The 15,156-nt window shown below is 41.0% G+C and carries 15 protein-coding genes and 1 tRNA gene; 12 read left to right on the top strand and 4 right to left on the bottom strand.

Translation table 11 applies throughout. The annotated features are described in order from the left end of the window. Positions 1-11 precede the first annotated feature (11 nt). From flgE to E4O04_RS13850, 12 genes are all read left to right on the top strand, one after another. Positions 12-1,403, top strand: coding sequence for a flagellar hook protein FlgE (flgE, locus tag E4O04_RS13905; protein WP_253708770.1), 1,392 nt, complete (start codon positions 12-14; stop codon positions 1,401-1,403). A gap of 25 nt (positions 1,404-1,428) precedes the next feature. Then, positions 1,429-1,626: a flagellar FlbD family protein gene (locus E4O04_RS13900; RefSeq protein ID WP_253686671.1), complete on the top strand. Its 198-nt coding sequence runs from the start codon at positions 1,429-1,431 to the stop codon at positions 1,624-1,626. A 21-nt stretch (positions 1,627-1,647) separates the two neighbouring features. After that, entirely contained in the window at positions 1,648-2,427 is a 780-nt protein-coding gene (locus E4O04_RS13895; protein ID WP_253686672.1) for a motility protein A, read from the top strand. Between the two features lies 1 nt (position 2,428). Next, positions 2,429-3,148 (top strand): flagellar motor protein MotB, encoded by a 720-nt coding sequence (gene motB / locus E4O04_RS13890; protein ID WP_253686673.1) that lies wholly within the window; start codon positions 2,429-2,431, stop codon positions 3,146-3,148. Between the two features lie 42 nt (positions 3,149-3,190). Next, positions 3,191-3,736 carry a flagellar basal body-associated FliL family protein gene (locus E4O04_RS13885; protein ID WP_253686674.1) on the top strand — a complete coding sequence of 182 codons (546 nt, stop codon included), beginning with the start codon at positions 3,191-3,193 and terminating at the stop codon, positions 3,734-3,736. A gap of 14 nt (positions 3,737-3,750) precedes the next feature. After that, positions 3,751-4,785, top strand: coding sequence for a flagellar motor switch protein FliM (gene fliM / locus E4O04_RS13880; protein ID WP_253686675.1), 1,035 nt, complete (start codon positions 3,751-3,753; stop codon positions 4,783-4,785). Next, positions 4,778-5,983, top strand: a complete 1,206-nt coding sequence (gene fliN, locus E4O04_RS13875) for a flagellar motor switch protein FliN (protein ID WP_253708768.1) — start codon at positions 4,778-4,780, stop codon at positions 5,981-5,983. Before fliM ends, fliN begins: the two co-directional genes overlap by 8 nt. Positions 5,984-6,008: 25 nt before the next feature. Then, complete coding sequence (fliO, locus tag E4O04_RS13870) at positions 6,009-6,668, top strand: flagellar biosynthetic protein FliO (protein WP_253708765.1); 660 nt, start codon at positions 6,009-6,011, stop codon at positions 6,666-6,668. Next, a complete protein-coding gene (gene fliP, locus E4O04_RS13865; RefSeq protein ID WP_253686678.1) occupies positions 6,665-7,480 on the top strand; it encodes a flagellar type III secretion system pore protein FliP in 816 nt (271 codons plus the stop codon). Before fliO ends, fliP begins: the two co-directional genes overlap by 4 nt. 89 nt (positions 7,481-7,569) lie before the next feature. Next, positions 7,570-9,189, top strand: a complete 1,620-nt coding sequence (locus tag E4O04_RS13860; protein WP_253686679.1) for a peptide ABC transporter substrate-binding protein — start codon at positions 7,570-7,572, stop codon at positions 9,187-9,189. A gap of 189 nt (positions 9,190-9,378) precedes the next feature. Continuing rightward, entirely contained in the window at positions 9,379-10,398 is a 1,020-nt protein-coding gene (locus E4O04_RS13855; protein WP_253708762.1) for an ornithine cyclodeaminase, read from the top strand. A gap of 112 nt (positions 10,399-10,510) precedes the next feature. Then, the gene (locus E4O04_RS13850; RefSeq protein WP_253708760.1) at positions 10,511-11,680 is read left to right on the top strand and encodes a peptidoglycan DD-metalloendopeptidase family protein; all 1,170 of its coding nucleotides are present in this window, start codon (positions 10,511-10,513) and stop codon (positions 11,678-11,680) included. Between the two features lie 120 nt (positions 11,681-11,800). On the opposite strand, the gene E4O04_RS13845 is transcribed toward E4O04_RS13850, so the two are convergent. The 4 genes from E4O04_RS13845 to hflX all read right to left on the bottom strand — a co-directional run bounded on the left by E4O04_RS13845 (position 11,801) and on the right by hflX (position 15,149). Continuing rightward, the gene (locus E4O04_RS13845) at positions 11,801-12,073 is read right to left on the bottom strand and encodes a glutaredoxin domain-containing protein (protein WP_253686682.1); all 273 of its coding nucleotides are present in this window, start codon (positions 12,071-12,073) and stop codon (positions 11,801-11,803) included. A 3-nt stretch (positions 12,074-12,076) separates the two neighbouring features. Continuing rightward, entirely contained in the window at positions 12,077-13,786 is a 1,710-nt protein-coding gene (locus E4O04_RS13840) for a hypothetical protein (RefSeq protein WP_253708757.1), read from the bottom strand. Between the two features lie 53 nt (positions 13,787-13,839). Beyond that, positions 13,840-13,912: transfer RNA gene (locus E4O04_RS13835), tRNA-Ala, on the bottom strand. 64 nt (positions 13,913-13,976) lie between these two features. Continuing rightward, positions 13,977-15,149: a GTPase HflX gene (gene hflX / locus E4O04_RS13830; RefSeq protein WP_253708755.1), complete on the bottom strand. Its 1,173-nt coding sequence runs from the start codon at positions 15,147-15,149 to the stop codon at positions 13,977-13,979. Positions 15,150-15,156: the final 7 nt, after the last annotated feature.

Raw genomic sequence — 15,156 nt, 5'->3', positions numbered from 1 at the left:
AGGCAATAATTATGATGAGATCATTATTTTCGGGTGTTACCGGAATGCAAAACCACCAAACAAGAATGGACGTTATCGGAAATAACGTAGCTAACGTAAATACAACAGGTTTTAAAAGAGGAAGAGTAAACTTCCAAGATTTAATTTCACAGCAATTAAGCGGCGCAGCCCGTCCTACCGAGGAACTTGGAGGTGTAAACCCTAAAGAAGTCGGCTTGGGTATGATGGTTGCAAGTATCGACACAATCTTTACGCAGGGAGCCTTGCAGACAACAGGTGTTAACACCGACCTTGCAATCCAGGGAAACGGCTTTTTTATTCTTAAAGACGGAGAAAAATCTTTTTATACAAGAGCCGGTGCTTTCGGTTTAGACAGAGAAGGAACCTTGGTAAACCCTGCAAACGGAATGAGAGTGCAAGGTTGGATGGCAGAGGAAACCGATGGTTTTAGGCTTATCAACACTTCAGGTCAAACCGAAGATCTTATTATTCCTATAGGCCAAAAAATAGATGCAAAGGCAACTACAAGCGTAGATTATGCTTGTAACCTTGATAAGCGATTGCCGGAATTGCCGGAAGGAGCAAACAGAGCACAGATTTTGGAATCTACATGGTCTACCGAATTTAAAATTTATGATAGCTTCGGTGAAGCCCATGAGCTTCAAATCGATTTTGCAAGAGTTCCCGGAGAGGTCAACGCTTGGCAGGCGACCGTAAATGTTGATCCGACAAATGCAGAAGCTACAGCAACAAGAGCCGGAATGGGAACAACCGATGGTGTTGAAAACAGCTTTATAGTCCGTTTTGATAATAACGGACATCTGGCTTCCGTTACAGATACGGCCGGAAATGTAAGCGGTCCGGCAGGTAAGGTTTCCGTGCAAGTTTCTTTCAATGTTGTGGGAGCAAACCCTGAAGAAGGCGGTGCTCCGACAAGACAGACCTTGGATGTAAATTTGGGGGAAATAGGAACTTCAATAAATACCATAACACAGTTTTCTCAGCAGAGCAGTACAAAGGCTTACCAGCAGGATGGTTACGGTATGGGCTACCTTGAAAACTTTAGAATTGACCAAAGTGGTGTGATAACCGGCGTTTATTCAAACGGTGTAAGACAGGAGCTGGGGCAAATTGCTATGGCAAGTTTTACCAATCAGGGCGGTCTCGAAAAAGCCGGTCAGAATACCTATGTTCAATCCAATAACTCGGGCGTTGCCAATATTTCTACATCGGGCACTGTCGGAAAGGGTTATCTGATAGGCGGAACCCTCGAAATGAGTAATGTAGACCTAACCGACCAATTTGTAGATATGATCGTAACTCAAAAAGGTTTTCAAGCAGGTGCTAAAACAATACAAACTTCAGATACAATGCTTGAAACAGTCTTGAACTTGAAACGATAGTATGGTATAATCTAGGGTATTATTTATGGTACAGGTAACGCGGCTAAACGGAACAAAGTATTGGATAAATCCTCATCAAATCGAAACGATAGAGTGTAATCCCGATGTTACTTTGCAAATGCTTTCAGGAAAGTACTATGTAATTAAGGAAAGTCCTGAAGAAATTTTGGAAGCTATAGTCGCGTACCGCCGTAAAATCGGCGTATTTAAAAATGAGTTGTAGCAGAAGCAAAAAGGGGAATATATGGATATAGCGTCGTTTATAGGAATATTCGGAGGTATAGCAGTTGTAGCATTCGGTGCCATCCTCGGCGGTTCGGCCGGAGGTCTTATTCACCCGGCTTCAATGTTCATTACGATGGGCGGCTCCTACATGTGTCTTTTTTTAACCTATCCTTTATCTTATACAATAGGAATTTTCAAGGTTGTTGCAAGGGTTTTTAAGGTAACCGATTACGGAGAAAAAGCCTTAGTACAGCGCTTTGTCGCTCTTTCCGAAAAAAGCCGCCGTGCAGGCCTTCTTGCTTTGGAAGAAGAAATTGAAGACTTTGAAGATCCCTTTATGCGTTCGGGTTTACGGAACGTAGTTGACGGTATTGACGGTGAAGCTATCCGCTCTCTTATGGAAAACGAGCTTAACCAAATGGAAGAACGTCATAATACATGGATTTCGCTGGTAAACGCTTGGGCTACGCTTGCGCCCGGTTTCGGTATGTTGGGAACGGTTATAGGTCTTATAGGTATGTTGTTGAACTTGGATGATAAGAGCGCCCTAGGTCCTAACATGGCTACGGCTCTTGTTACTACCTTTTACGGTTCTCTTATGCAAAACTGGTTATTGGTTCCTATAGCAACAAAACTTATGTACCAAAACAATATGGAAGTAAAATCAAAAGAGATGATTATAGAAGGGGTTTTGGGAATTCAAGCCGGAGATAACCCTAGAATTTTGGCTCAAAGGCTTGTTACATATTTGACGCCTTCCGACAGAAAGGCAATAGAAGCTGAAGTCTTAAAGGATTAAAATGGCAAGGAAAAAGAAACACGGAGCGGCTGCCGCAGGAAGCGGATGGCTTACCACTTATGCAGATATGGTTACCCTCATGCTTTGCTTCTTCGTAATGCTTTTTGAGCCGTCCGAGGTTGATGTAACTCAGCTATTGGCTCTTTCTGCATCAATAAGCGGCGATCCTACGGGAGGAGGTAAGTCGGTTTCTGCAGGCCGGCTTTCAGACCTCGGTAACACCATAAGCTCCATGCCTTCAATGGAAAAAGGAAAGATGCTCGCAAGTGCCTTAAAAAAGGCTGTTTCTCTTTTTGCTCCCGAAATAAAAACAAATAAGATTGCAGTTACAAGCGATGAGAGGGGAATAGTAATAAGCCTGGCATCGGACGTTTTCTTTTACCCCGGAAGTGCAGATCTAAATATTGCCGAATCCAGAGATACTCTTTTAAACCTTGCTCAATTTTTATCTTCTCAAGATTTGGCTTCCTATAGGTTTAGGGTTGAGGGGCATACCGATTCCGGAGTAACGGATCCTACCGTATGGAAAAGCAATTGGGAGCTTTCATCTGCAAGAGCAATAAATATTTTGCACAGCCTTACAGACTTTGGAGCTCAAGAATCCAGATTTTCGGTAGCAGGTTATGCAGATACCCGCCCTATCTTTTCAAATGATACGGCAGAAGGAAGGGCCTACAATAGGCGGGTTGATATAATTATTCTTGATGATGCACACTTTTAGTAAAAATAAAATTGTGCCGATTATAATAGTAAGGAGAAAATTATGGCTGATAATGACTTAATGGATGACGATGATATTCAGGAAAACATGACTTCATCAGTAGATACCAAAAAAAGAGGTGCAGGTCTTATACCCATGCTGATAAAGTGGGTTGCTATTGTATTGGTTGCTCTAATTTTCATTGTTACCGTTGTAGTTATTACAATGAACATAAGGGATAAACGAGGCTCCTCGCATTCAATATCTCCTGTTTCTGAAGAATACCGTGAAACAAGGGATGTACTACAATGGTATCAGGCAATAGGTATTTTGAAAGTACATACGGCAGATAGAATTCCTGCAACATTGATAGTTGATGTCGCCTTGGGCTATACCAACAACGATAAGTCGACACCTCAGGAGCTTTCTGCAAGAAAGGTTGAAATAATAGACTTTTTACGCTCTTACTTTAAAAGCAAGACTACAGCTGAATTAAGGCAGGAAGAAAAAATAAAGATTGAAATAAAACACGAAATAAACGATAATGTACTTACAAAAAATAAAATAAAGGATGTTCGATTTACGCAATACGATATTGTTGAACAATAAAGGATAGGAGAGCCATGACAGAAGTTCTTTCGCAGGATGAAATAGATCAGCTTCTCACCGCAATAAGCTCAGGAGATACGGATACAGAAGATTTTCGTGCCGTTAACGATACCCGTAAAATAAAAATTTACGACTTTAAACGTCCCGACAAATTTTCTAAGGAGCAGATGAGGACGGTACAGATGATGCATGAAACCTTTGCCCGTCTTACAACCACCTCTCTTTCGGCTCAGCTGCGAAGCATGGCTCATGTTCACGTAGCAACTGTAGAACAGCTTACGTATGAAGAATTTATAAGATCAATACCTACGCCGACAACATTGGCGATTATAAACATGGATCCTTTAAGGGCTAGTGCCCTTTTGGAGATAGACCCCTCGGTTACCTTTTCGATTATAGACCGCTTGTTCGGCGGTAAGGGACAGGGTTCAAAGGTTCAAAGAGAACTGACCGAAATAGAAAGCTCTGTTATGGAGGGCGTTATAGTCCGTATTCTTGCAAATATGAGAGAAGCTTGGACTACAGTAGTCGATTTACGTCCACGCTTGGGAAACATAGATACCAACCCTCAGTTTGTTCAGATTGTAACCCCCTCAGAAATGGTTCTTTTGGTAACCTTGGAAACCAAGGTCGGTGAAGAAGAAGGAATGATGAATATCTGTCTTCCTTATATTACCCTTGAACCGATTATCTCAAAACTATCGACGCAGTTTTGGTTTTCTTCGGTTAGGAGGGCATCGACAGGTCAGTATGCGGCCGCTATTAAGGATAAACTCTCATCGGTTGAAGTTGACATGGTTGCAGAGGTAGGCTCTTTAGATGTTTCAATCAGGGACGTTCTTAATTTGAGAGCCGGAGACGTTGTACGCTTACCCAACGTAAGGGTAGGGGATCCCTTTAAACTCACAGTAGGAAGCAGGCCTAAATTCTCCTGCCAGCCCGGTGTAAAGGGTAAAAAATTAGCAGTTCAGATTTTGGAAAAAATAGAAGATATTAGCGGTGATGAATTCGAAGAATTAACATCGGAAGGAGATGAGTTGTATGAGTGATGGTTCAATTTCTCAAGATGAAATAGATGCCTTGTTATCGGGAGTAGGCGGAGGCGGAATTGCACCGGCCCCTGCTGCAGGTGCAGGCGATGATTTGGCTAGTTTTAAAAAAACAGCCTTGCTTCAATTTATAAAAGAAAATATTCCGGGGCTATCTTCTAATTTGGAGTCTATGACCGGTAAAAGTGTCGCTATTTCGGAGCCGGTTATCGAGCTTTCAGATAGGGAGACCTTTTTAAGAAGGGTTTCCGAAATGGCGGTTGCGACCCTCATTGATTTTTCAGGATCTATGACAGGTGATCATGCCTTTATGATGAGTCCTGAGCTTGCAAAAAAAATAGTCAGCTTGGTTAACCATGAAGACAGCGTAGAAATAGACGATATGGCCCTTTCGGTTATAAGCGAGACAATAGCTCAATATGTCGGTACGGAACTTAGTTACCTTGAGCGTGCCGGGCTTACCGGCGTTTCATCTGCTCCGGCAGAATCTTCACATGTTCCTAAGGCTATGATGAGATTGCCTCAGCGCAGCTTTATAAGTGTCACGTATAATGTACAGCTTGATGACTCAGCATACCAATTATGGGAGATTCTTCCTGAAGATGTTGTCGATAAAATAGCTTCAACAATTGCAGGTCCTGATCCTTCAATGCAAGGAATGGGAGGCGATGCCGGAATGCAGGGCATGGCCGCAATGGGAGGTATGCAAAATATGGGCGCAATGCAAAACGGAATGATGGGCGGTATGCAGATGGGGGCTATGCAAGCAGGAGGCCCTGCACAGCAAATGTTCGGTTCCGGTATGGCCCAAGGATCGCCTCAGCAAGGAGGAAGTATGCAGGCTATGAATAATATGGGCATGATGCCTCAAATGGGAATGGGCGCTAATGTTCAGCCTGTTCAATTTCCGCCCCTTCAGGGTTTTGTAAGTCAGGAAGAGCAGGGTAATATCGGTCTTATCATGGACGTCTACATGGAAATGACCGTAGAATTAGGGCGCACAAAGCGAATGATTAAAGAAATCCTCGGAATGGGTGAGGGGCACATTATTGAGCTTGATAAGCTTGCCGGTGAACCTGTCGATGTTCTTGTAAACCACAAACCTATAGCCAAGGGCGAGGTTGTAGTTATAGAAGAAAGTTTCGGTGTCCGTATTACCGAAATTTTATCTCCGGCAGAGCGTATTTCGGATATATAGAATTAAAATCGGGTGGGGGCCTTTAATGAGCTTGGGAAAAAAGCTGTTTTTTGTTCTTTTTTTTCTATTTTCGATAGCCTTGTTTGCAGAAACAGACGGAGCTTCTAAAGAAGATTCTTCTTTGCCTCCGGAGTCGGGTATTTTATTGGATGCAGGCACAAAAGAGAATATTGACACGAATGAGGGTAACTCTGCATCTGCCGGAAATGAAAATGCTTTTGATTTAAATGTTGCAGAAAGAGCTCAATCCCCTGTTTCAAACCTGTTGAGAGTACTTATATCCTTAGTTATAGTATGTATTTTGGCCTATGTTGTGCTGAAATTTTTAAAAAAGTCTTCACTATCTTTTTCTTCTGATAGTCCTTATCTAAAAAGTGTTGCCTCGATTAATCTTGCTCAAGGAAAAAGTATTCATGTAGTTACCTTGGGCGAAAAAGCCTACCTTGTAGGGGTTACGGATTCTTCGATAAATATGATAGGAGAGGTGGAAGATAAGACCCTTGTCGATACTATGAATTTGGACGCCGAGAGGCGAAGTTCTTCTCCCAAGCAAGACTTTGCTTCTATGCTGACGTCGGTTTTTAAGGGTACGAAAAACAACAGTATTGACGCAAACTTTTTTGAAGCACAAAGAGAAAGGCTGAACAAGGCTGCACAAACTCAGATGCCGGAGGAAAGAGAATGAAAAGAAATCTTTTAATTCTAATCTTTTTCGGCATGATTCTTTTTATTCCGGTTCAAGTATTCTCGCAAGGGAATTTTCCCGGCGGTACTACAGCGGGAAGGACTGATGCCGATCCTAACAGGCAGGCAGGGCGAATTCCCTTTATCGATTTTTCTATAAGGGAGCCTTCGACAAATAAGGATGTGGCCTTCTCCGTTCAGCTTTTGATTTTTATTACCCTTATTTCGATAGCTCCAAGCATCTTGTTATTGATGACGAGCTTTTTGCGTTTAAGCATTGTTTTAGACTTTGTTAAAAGGGCCTTATCTTTGCAGCAAGTACCGCCTACTCAGGTTTTAAACGGAATAGCCTTCTTTTTGACCATGTTTATAATGTGGCCGACCTTTACCCAGATCTACAATAATTCCTATAAGCCTATGAGTGAGGGACAAATCGGAATTGAAGAAGCCTATAAAGAGGCGGAAAAACCTATGCGGTATTTTATGTACAAACAAATGCAAAAAAATCCTACCCATATCCGTACCTTTATGGCCATGTCTAAGCTGCCGAAACCGAATACCCTTGCAGATGTTCCGACGCATATTTTGATTGCAGCCTTTATCCTGCATGAACTTACAATCGCTTTTCAGATAGGTATATTTTTGTACCTGCCCTTTATTATAATAGATATGATTGTGGCAAGCATACTCATGTCTATGGGTATGATAATGCTGCCTCCTATTCAGATTTCTATGCCGTTTAAATTGATTCTCTTTGTTATGGTTGACGGCTGGGGACTCCTCTTCGGTAAACTATTTGAATCTTTTTTATAGGGTTTTAAACGTCTTATATCATCTTGCTGTTCTATTTTACCCGCTGGAAGAATCATCTGAAATTTGTTATAGTGTAATCTGAGGTTTAAATGAAGACTATAAAAATTATTTTTCTTGCAGCGCTGGTGCTGCTTTTTTTTGCCTGCGGGGGAAATAAAAATATTGGGGGGCCTAAAGTTGTTACGGCCTCATTGGGTGCAGAACCGAGTATTTTGGATGCTGCAAAGGCTTCGGATAGGTACTCTTTTGTAGTACTGGACTACATAAACGAAAACCTTACCGATATCTTAACCGAAGATAATGGGGAAAGAAAGATCCTTCCTGCTCTTGCCGAGTCTTGGACGCATAATGACGATTATACCGAATGGACCTTCAAATTGCGTGAAGCTTATTGGTCTGACGGCGTAAAGATAAGGGCTGAAGATTTTGTGTACAGTATTCGCCGTATCATCAATGCCGAATCTGCCTCTCCCATGGCAATGTACTACGACTATATTAAAAATGCTCAAGCAATTTTAAAAGGAAAACTGGATTATTCCGAAATAGGCATCAAGGCGCTTGACGAAAAAACTCTTCAAATTGTAACTGAAAATCCCATAAAAAACCTTCATGAATTTGCTGCAAAAATTCCTCCCCAGAGGGAAGATATTATAAACCAATTCGGATTATCCTACGGCAGTGAGGCCGAAAAAATAATTTGCAGCGGGGCCTTTAAGGTAAAAAGCTGGGTGCACAACAGCAAGATAGAGCTTGTTAAAAACGAAAAATTTTGGAATGCCGAAAGGGTAAAAATAGATGCTCTTACATTTAAAATAATAAATGAAGAAAATGCCGGCCTCGGCGAACTTTTAAACGGAAGCATCGATATTGCAAATGCTTATTCCATAAGCTGGATAAACAAGCTAAAGAAAGAAAACCGCTTTGCCGAAATACACGGAGTTGACAGCCGCGTTCAATATATTTTTATGAACCAAAAGGATAAGTTATTTTCAAATAAAAAAATTCGTCAAGCTCTTTCGGCAAGTCTTGAGCGCAAAGAAATTTGCACGGACTTGTTTGACGATATCTATAAGCCGGCTTACGGCTTTGTCTCGATTGCAACCGAGCTTGAAGGTAAAAATTACCGAAGTCTTGCAGGCGAGCCTATTCAAGAATTGATAAAAAAAGTACCTGATCCTAAAGCTCATTTTATTGAAGGTTTAAAAGAGCTGGGGCTTGGGGATGATCCTTCAAAGATAACGATTTCGATAATGTTCCCATCACATGAAAGTTCTAAATTCAATGAATATCTGCAAAACCGTCTTTCAAGCGTACTTGGAGTAAATGTAGAGCTTGATAAAATCGAGGGAACGGTTTTTAAAAAACGGAATAAGAGCTTGGACTATCAAGTCGGCTTTAAATCGTGGGGAGGCGGCATTGATACACCTGCCAGATATTTGGACCTTTTTTTACCCGGAAACAAAATTGTTCCGATAGGCTGGGAAAATAAGGAGTATGTTGATTTGGTGCAAAGGGCAAAAAAAAGCTCCGATTTTGATGAACAGTTGGAATGTTTTAAAAAAGCGGAAATGATTTTATTGACTGAAGAATGCGGAATTGCTCCTTATGCAAACCAGACCTACAATATCTTTATGCAAAAAAAATTAAAAGGAGTTAAACAGTTCTATCCCGGAACTTACAACCTAAAGTACGCCTTTGTTGAAGAATAAAACTAAGTCTTAGATATAAAATAAACCGCTTACAAGGTCTTATCTTGTAAGCGCTCTTCAATTTTTAGCCGCTTGATTATAACGCGACCTTATTATTCTAAAATTTATTCGTAAAACTACAAACTTTAAACTAGACAAAAGCTATAAAATGAGCTAACATATTGGTATATAATCAACACATGGAGGCTTATGTTGAAAACGAAGTATATCGATTTGCCTACAATGGCAAAGTATCTTAAATCTGTCGGTGCCGAAACTGTTATTAAGAGGCTTGTTCCTTATTTGGAAGAAGATTATAAAAGATGGAACGATTTTGATAAGGTTCCAAGGATGGCTCATCACAGTCCTATCGGAGTTATTGAACTCATGCCCATAGGGGATTCCAAAACCTATTCTTTTAAGTACGTAAATGGTCATCCGGAAAATCCTAAGCACAATTTTTTAACCGTTATGGCTATAGGAGTTTTAGCTGAAGTTTGTACAGGATTTCCCCTTCTTTTGAGCGAATTGACTTTAACAACGGCAGTCAGAACTGCCGCGACCTCGGTAATGGCTGCAAAGTATCTTGCAAAACCTAATCCGAAAAAAATGGCCCTTATAGGAAACGGCTGTCAAAGTGAATTCCAAGCTCTGGGGTTTCATCATATTTTGGGAGTAGAAGAAATTTATTGTTATGATGTTGATCCTGCCGCAACCGATAAGCTCATGGACAATCTTAAGGATGTAAAGGGCTTAAAGCTTATTAAGTGTAATAGCACACGGGAAGCCTGTAAGGGAGTAGATATTATCACGACGGTTACAGCCGATAAGAAGAATGCCATTATTATTACTCCCGATATGGTTGAGCCCGGTATGCACATAAACGGTGTAGGCGGGGACTGTCCGGGTAAAACCGAGCTTGACTCAAAGGTTCTATCTATGGGAGACGTTTATGTAGAATTTGAACCTCAAAGCCGAATTGAGGGTGAAATTCAACACATGGACGAAAGCTTTAAGGTTACCGAAATTTGGAATGTAATCAAAACAGGTAAACCCATTAACCGCAAACCGGACGAAATTACCATTTTTGACTCTGTAGGTTTTGCCCTTGAAGACTTTTCAATTCTCCGTCTGATGTATGATATAGCTAAGGATGAAAATGTAGGCGTACCTCAGGAGCTCGTTCCTGTTTTGGAAAATCCGAAAAACTTGTACGGTATGCTAAGATAATCTTCATTCCATTATAGTTTTTAACAAAGGGCTTAAGACCTTTATAAGGTTTAAGCCCTTTTCTTATCTAATTTGGTCTAAAACCATATTTTTTTCTGCCGATATACTGAATATGGATATCATAACTTATTCGGATGCGGTGCATCATAACAATAAATATAGGCAAGAAAAAAAAAGGAAACCGGCTTTTTCTCATGCAGAGACGGTTAGAATCTACTCTGCCGTTAATCCGCAAAAAATTTTATTCGGTTTATCCGAAAATGAGGTTAAGGCAAAGAAAGTTAAGCTTAGTTCTAGAGAAGAGTCTTTGATTGTCTTTGTTCTCTTAGCCATGCTTGCAGCAGGTCTTATCTTTTTTTATTTTCCGATTTTAAAATTGAATTGGGGCCTTTCATCGATAAGATCTATCTCATTTTGGGAAGAGCCTTCATCTGTAAATGCAATGCGTCAATATGCCATGCCTTCTTCCGATTTATCAAAGGGAGGGGGGGGGACTCATCAAGAAACTGCAGAAGACTCTTCTTTTTCCCCTGCGGATGTACCGGATTTTATTACCGCAGTCGATTTTGAAGAATATATGGTTTCAAAAGGGGATACGGTAAGCGGTATTATTCAAAAAGTCGGCCTTAAAAATTTGGGAACCCTTCTTTCCGTTAATGGTATAAGCAGCGCAAAAAGGTTAAGGATAGGGCAAAAACTGATTATTCCTTCGATTGACGGGCTTATTTATACGGCTGTAAAGGGCGATTCTTTGAGTTCTATTGCCGGTAAATTTAACCTGCCTATTAATGCAATCTTGGATGCAAATGACCTTGAAAATCAGACGGTAAGCATAGGTCAAAAGCTCTTTATTCCGGGTGCAACGATGAGCTCCTTTGAGCTTAAAAAGGCCTTGGGAGAACTTTTTATTTATCCCATAATAGGAAGGCTTACTTCGCCATTCGGCTATAGAAGAGATCCTTTTACCGGAAGAAAGAGTTTTCACACAGGTATCGATATTGCGGCTCCTACGGGCACACCTATTAAACTGACCCTTGACGGTAAGGTTTCTTATACAGGCTATTCTGCCGTTTATGGTAATTATGTCATTGTAACCCATTCGGGCGGCTATCAGTCAATGTACGGACATATGCATACGATAAAGGTAAGGCGGGGCCAAATTTTAAATCAGGGCGGAATTATCGGAACTGTAGGAAATACGGGAAGATCTACAGGTCCCCATGTTCATTTTTCCGTATATAAAAACGGGAAGTTAATTAACCCTTTAACCGTATTAAGGTAATCAATTTTGCATAAAAAAAGCAGGACGTGTCCTCTCACGTCCTGCTAGATTGTATTTAGGCTTAACCTAAATACCAATCGGCTTAAGATACCTGACTTAAAAAAAGAAGGCCGGTCAGGGTTAAGACCATTTTGACAGGTCTGCTCCTTCAATGTCGAATACAAACTCTTCGCCGTCTCCGACCATCAAGCATGGGATGCCGATCTTCCCCTCCTTTTTGAGCTGAGCAAATTCAGCCCGTTCATCCCGATATTTTAACAAAAACTTTAGATAACCTAAGTCTTCAGTAATGTCAAAATAACGGAACTTTACTCCTTTTCTTTCTAAATATTCCTTTGCAGGCCCGCAATCGGGGCATAATTTACTGGCAAATAAAAATAATTGTTTTTTCATAGTTTAATACCCATCCGACATTTGGCGGTTTATATCTCTTTGGCAAAGCTCTTGATATACCAAGGCCCTGTCTTTGAGTTTTGCCTTAATTGAATCGGCAAAGGGCATGTATCGCCAAAATACTTCCCTAACTTCTTTATCTAATTTTTGGATGCCTTCACTTTCCTTAATCATCCAAGTTATATAATCCTGTATAAAGTATTCCTTTATATCGCCTTTTAGTTTTTGGTTTTGAAACCATTGGTAATAGTTTCCTGTTAAGCCTTCTTCCATCCAGTAGTATGAGGCTTTTTCTTTAGCAACCTGCCAGCGCAAGTCGGCTGTGGCCATTAGGAGCGACACCCTTAAGCTTTTCGGGTACATAGGAATTACGATTCTTCCTCGGCTTGTTACACGGTTATACCTATCAAAGGGCTCCCAGCAAAAGCCTATATCGCCATAGGTTGGAACCAAGATAACAAAGGGAGGTATCCGGTTTAATTGATTTTTATATTGACGGCAGTAAGCTTGAACATCTATGTCTTCAAGCCACTTCATTTCCCTTAAAATATTTTCACGGGTACCTAATTCTTTTGAAGAGCTCCTAAGATATTCACGGGATAAGATTGGAAAGTGATTGCCTTTTCTTCCGCATGTCATCTTAGCCATTTGCTTTACGGTATCAAATTCGCCTTCGGCCCCGGACATATTTGTCGTAATTCCGCCTGAAGCATCGGCCTTTTCCCTTAAGCTGCGTACATCTGCATCAGCCTCTTTATAGTCGGAAATACAGTTTTGCAGTTCTTTGTCAAAATTGAGGAGTTTTTTTAGCCTTTCATTTATTTGCAATATCTGCTGTTTTTGTGATTCGCTGTAAGGTGATTTAACATTTGAGAAGTTAGCCAGCATATCATGAGAGAACATATTATCGATTTGTTGTTTTATGGAGTCTTCAAATCTGCTGATTTCTTCGGATTTTGCTCTTAATAAATTGTCGGCCGTTTGCAGTTTTCCCTTGGCCTTTTCTAAAAGCTGGTTAAATCGTGAGTTATCGTCTCTTTTTGGAACCCTGACTTCATCTGTTGCTGAAGGATTGATTTTACCGCTTCCTATTTCTCTAAACCATTCATCCAAATAATAGACAGCTTCGCAATAGGGGTTTTCGTCTATTATTTTTGCAAACATATCTTTTTGTGCCGTTGTTAAAAGAGTGGGGAGAACAAGGCCGTATCTTATCGCGTATTGTTTTTCTTTTGAAGATTTTCCGGATGCAATTTTCATGACCATATCGGAAACAAGGTTCCAATAGGATGATTCAACCTGTTGTCTGAATACGCTTCTGTCTTTAGGATCTGTAGCCGTTAAAAATTTAGTTAGGGATGCATGAAGGCGTTGGGCGTTTTCTCCTTCACCTTTTAAAACTATCTTGTAAAATTCTGCCGTATCAAATAAAGTATGCGGGGTATCTGCAAAAAATTTTTCAACTTTTTCAAAATGAGTTAGGGTAAGATCCGGTTCGCTAGGATCTCGTTTTGCTTCTCCTCTGGCTTCAGGCGCCATTGACAGCATAGTCTCCTTGCTTAACCCGCCGGCCTTTATACTGGGAAAAGGATTCGGTTGATTTATATCGAAATCAAAACCACCGGGGGTTGGCGGTGCTTGTGCTGCGCTGCCTGAAGGCATTACTACATCTTTGAGAAGCTCGTCAAGATCTATTTCAGTTGTCGAATCCACCGATTAGCCGCCTTATTAAATCAATACGTCAGAAGTGTACCAACTTTTAGTATTGGAGATAAGGGGAATTGAACCCCTGACCTCTTGCATGCCATGCAAGCGCTCTACCAATTGAGCTATATCCCCATAACATACGAGGATTATATCAGTAAACCTAATACTGTGTCAAGTGTATTTTAATAATTATCTGTTATTTATTAAGAATAATTATATCGGTCATTTTTTTCTTTAGAAGGTCAAGCCCCTTTCCTGTTTTAACCGAAATTTCGACAGCTTCCGGGTAACGCTCCTTTAATCTTAAAATTTCACCCTCATCAAAGACTTCATCTATTTTGTTTATTGCGATTATGGCAGGTCTTTCCTTGCATGAAAGTTCATCCAAGACCTGTCTTGTAACTTCAAGGCATTCCGTCATTGCAGGATGGGAGGCATCGCAGACTATTATTAAAAAGTCTGCAAGGACAGCTTCTTCCAAAGTTGAGCGGAAGGCATCAATCAGTTGATGGGGCAGATTACTTACAAAGCCTACAGTATCGGTTAATAGAACCTGAATATTTTTTTCACCTGTTTGTAAAAAAACTTTTCTGGTTTCGGCATCGAGGGTGGCAAAGAGTTTATCTTCGGTAAAAATTTCGGTTCCCGAAAGTTTTTTTAAAAGGGAGGATTTTCCGGCGTTTGTGTAGCCTACAATCGCCCCTATTTTTTTGTCTCCCTGTAAGCGGGTCTTCCTCTGTTCCTTTCTTTGAAGCCTTACCCTTTCTACCTCTTTTTTGAGCTTGGCAATTCCGGTTTTTAAGGTTCTTCTGTCAAGCTCCAGCTTTTTTTCGCCGGCACCGCGGGAAGCTCCCCTTGTTCCCTTTGCACCTCCCCTCTGCTGGGCTAAGCCGGTCCATCGTCTGGTAAGGCGGGGCATAGAGTACTCCAAACGGGCAAGGTCTGCCTGCAAGACGGCTTCCCTTGTTTGAGCCCTGTCTGCAAATATTTGGATAATTACCTCGGAGCGGTCGATAACGCAAGTGTTGAGGGCTGCTTCAAGGTTTCGCTGAATGCGGGGGCTTATAGCACTGTTAAAGACGACAAGATCGGCTCCTTCATCTTCGATAGCTTGAGCAACTTTTTCAAGTTGCCCCGAACCTACAAGAGTCGCAGGATTTTCCTTTGCAACTCTAAAGCGGAGAGAAGATAGGGGCTTTAAAAATATGGTTTTAACGAGGCTTTTTAGCTCCTTTTCTTCTATTTCTTTTAGAGCCTCAGCACTCTTTTCATGCAAGGATGAACGGCTTATATTCGTTTTTGCCGGATTTGATAAGATATCCGTAAAAATAAGCAAGGCCTTTTTTGTTTCGTTATCGGTTATGTACACGCCGTGA

The organism is Treponema sp. OMZ 799 (genome assembly GCF_024181365.1).
GTDB lineage: Bacteria > Spirochaetota > Spirochaetia > Treponematales > Treponemataceae > Treponema_B.
The sequence above is the reverse complement of the archived record's forward strand: the minus strand, read 5'-3'. Positions and strand labels throughout refer to the sequence as shown.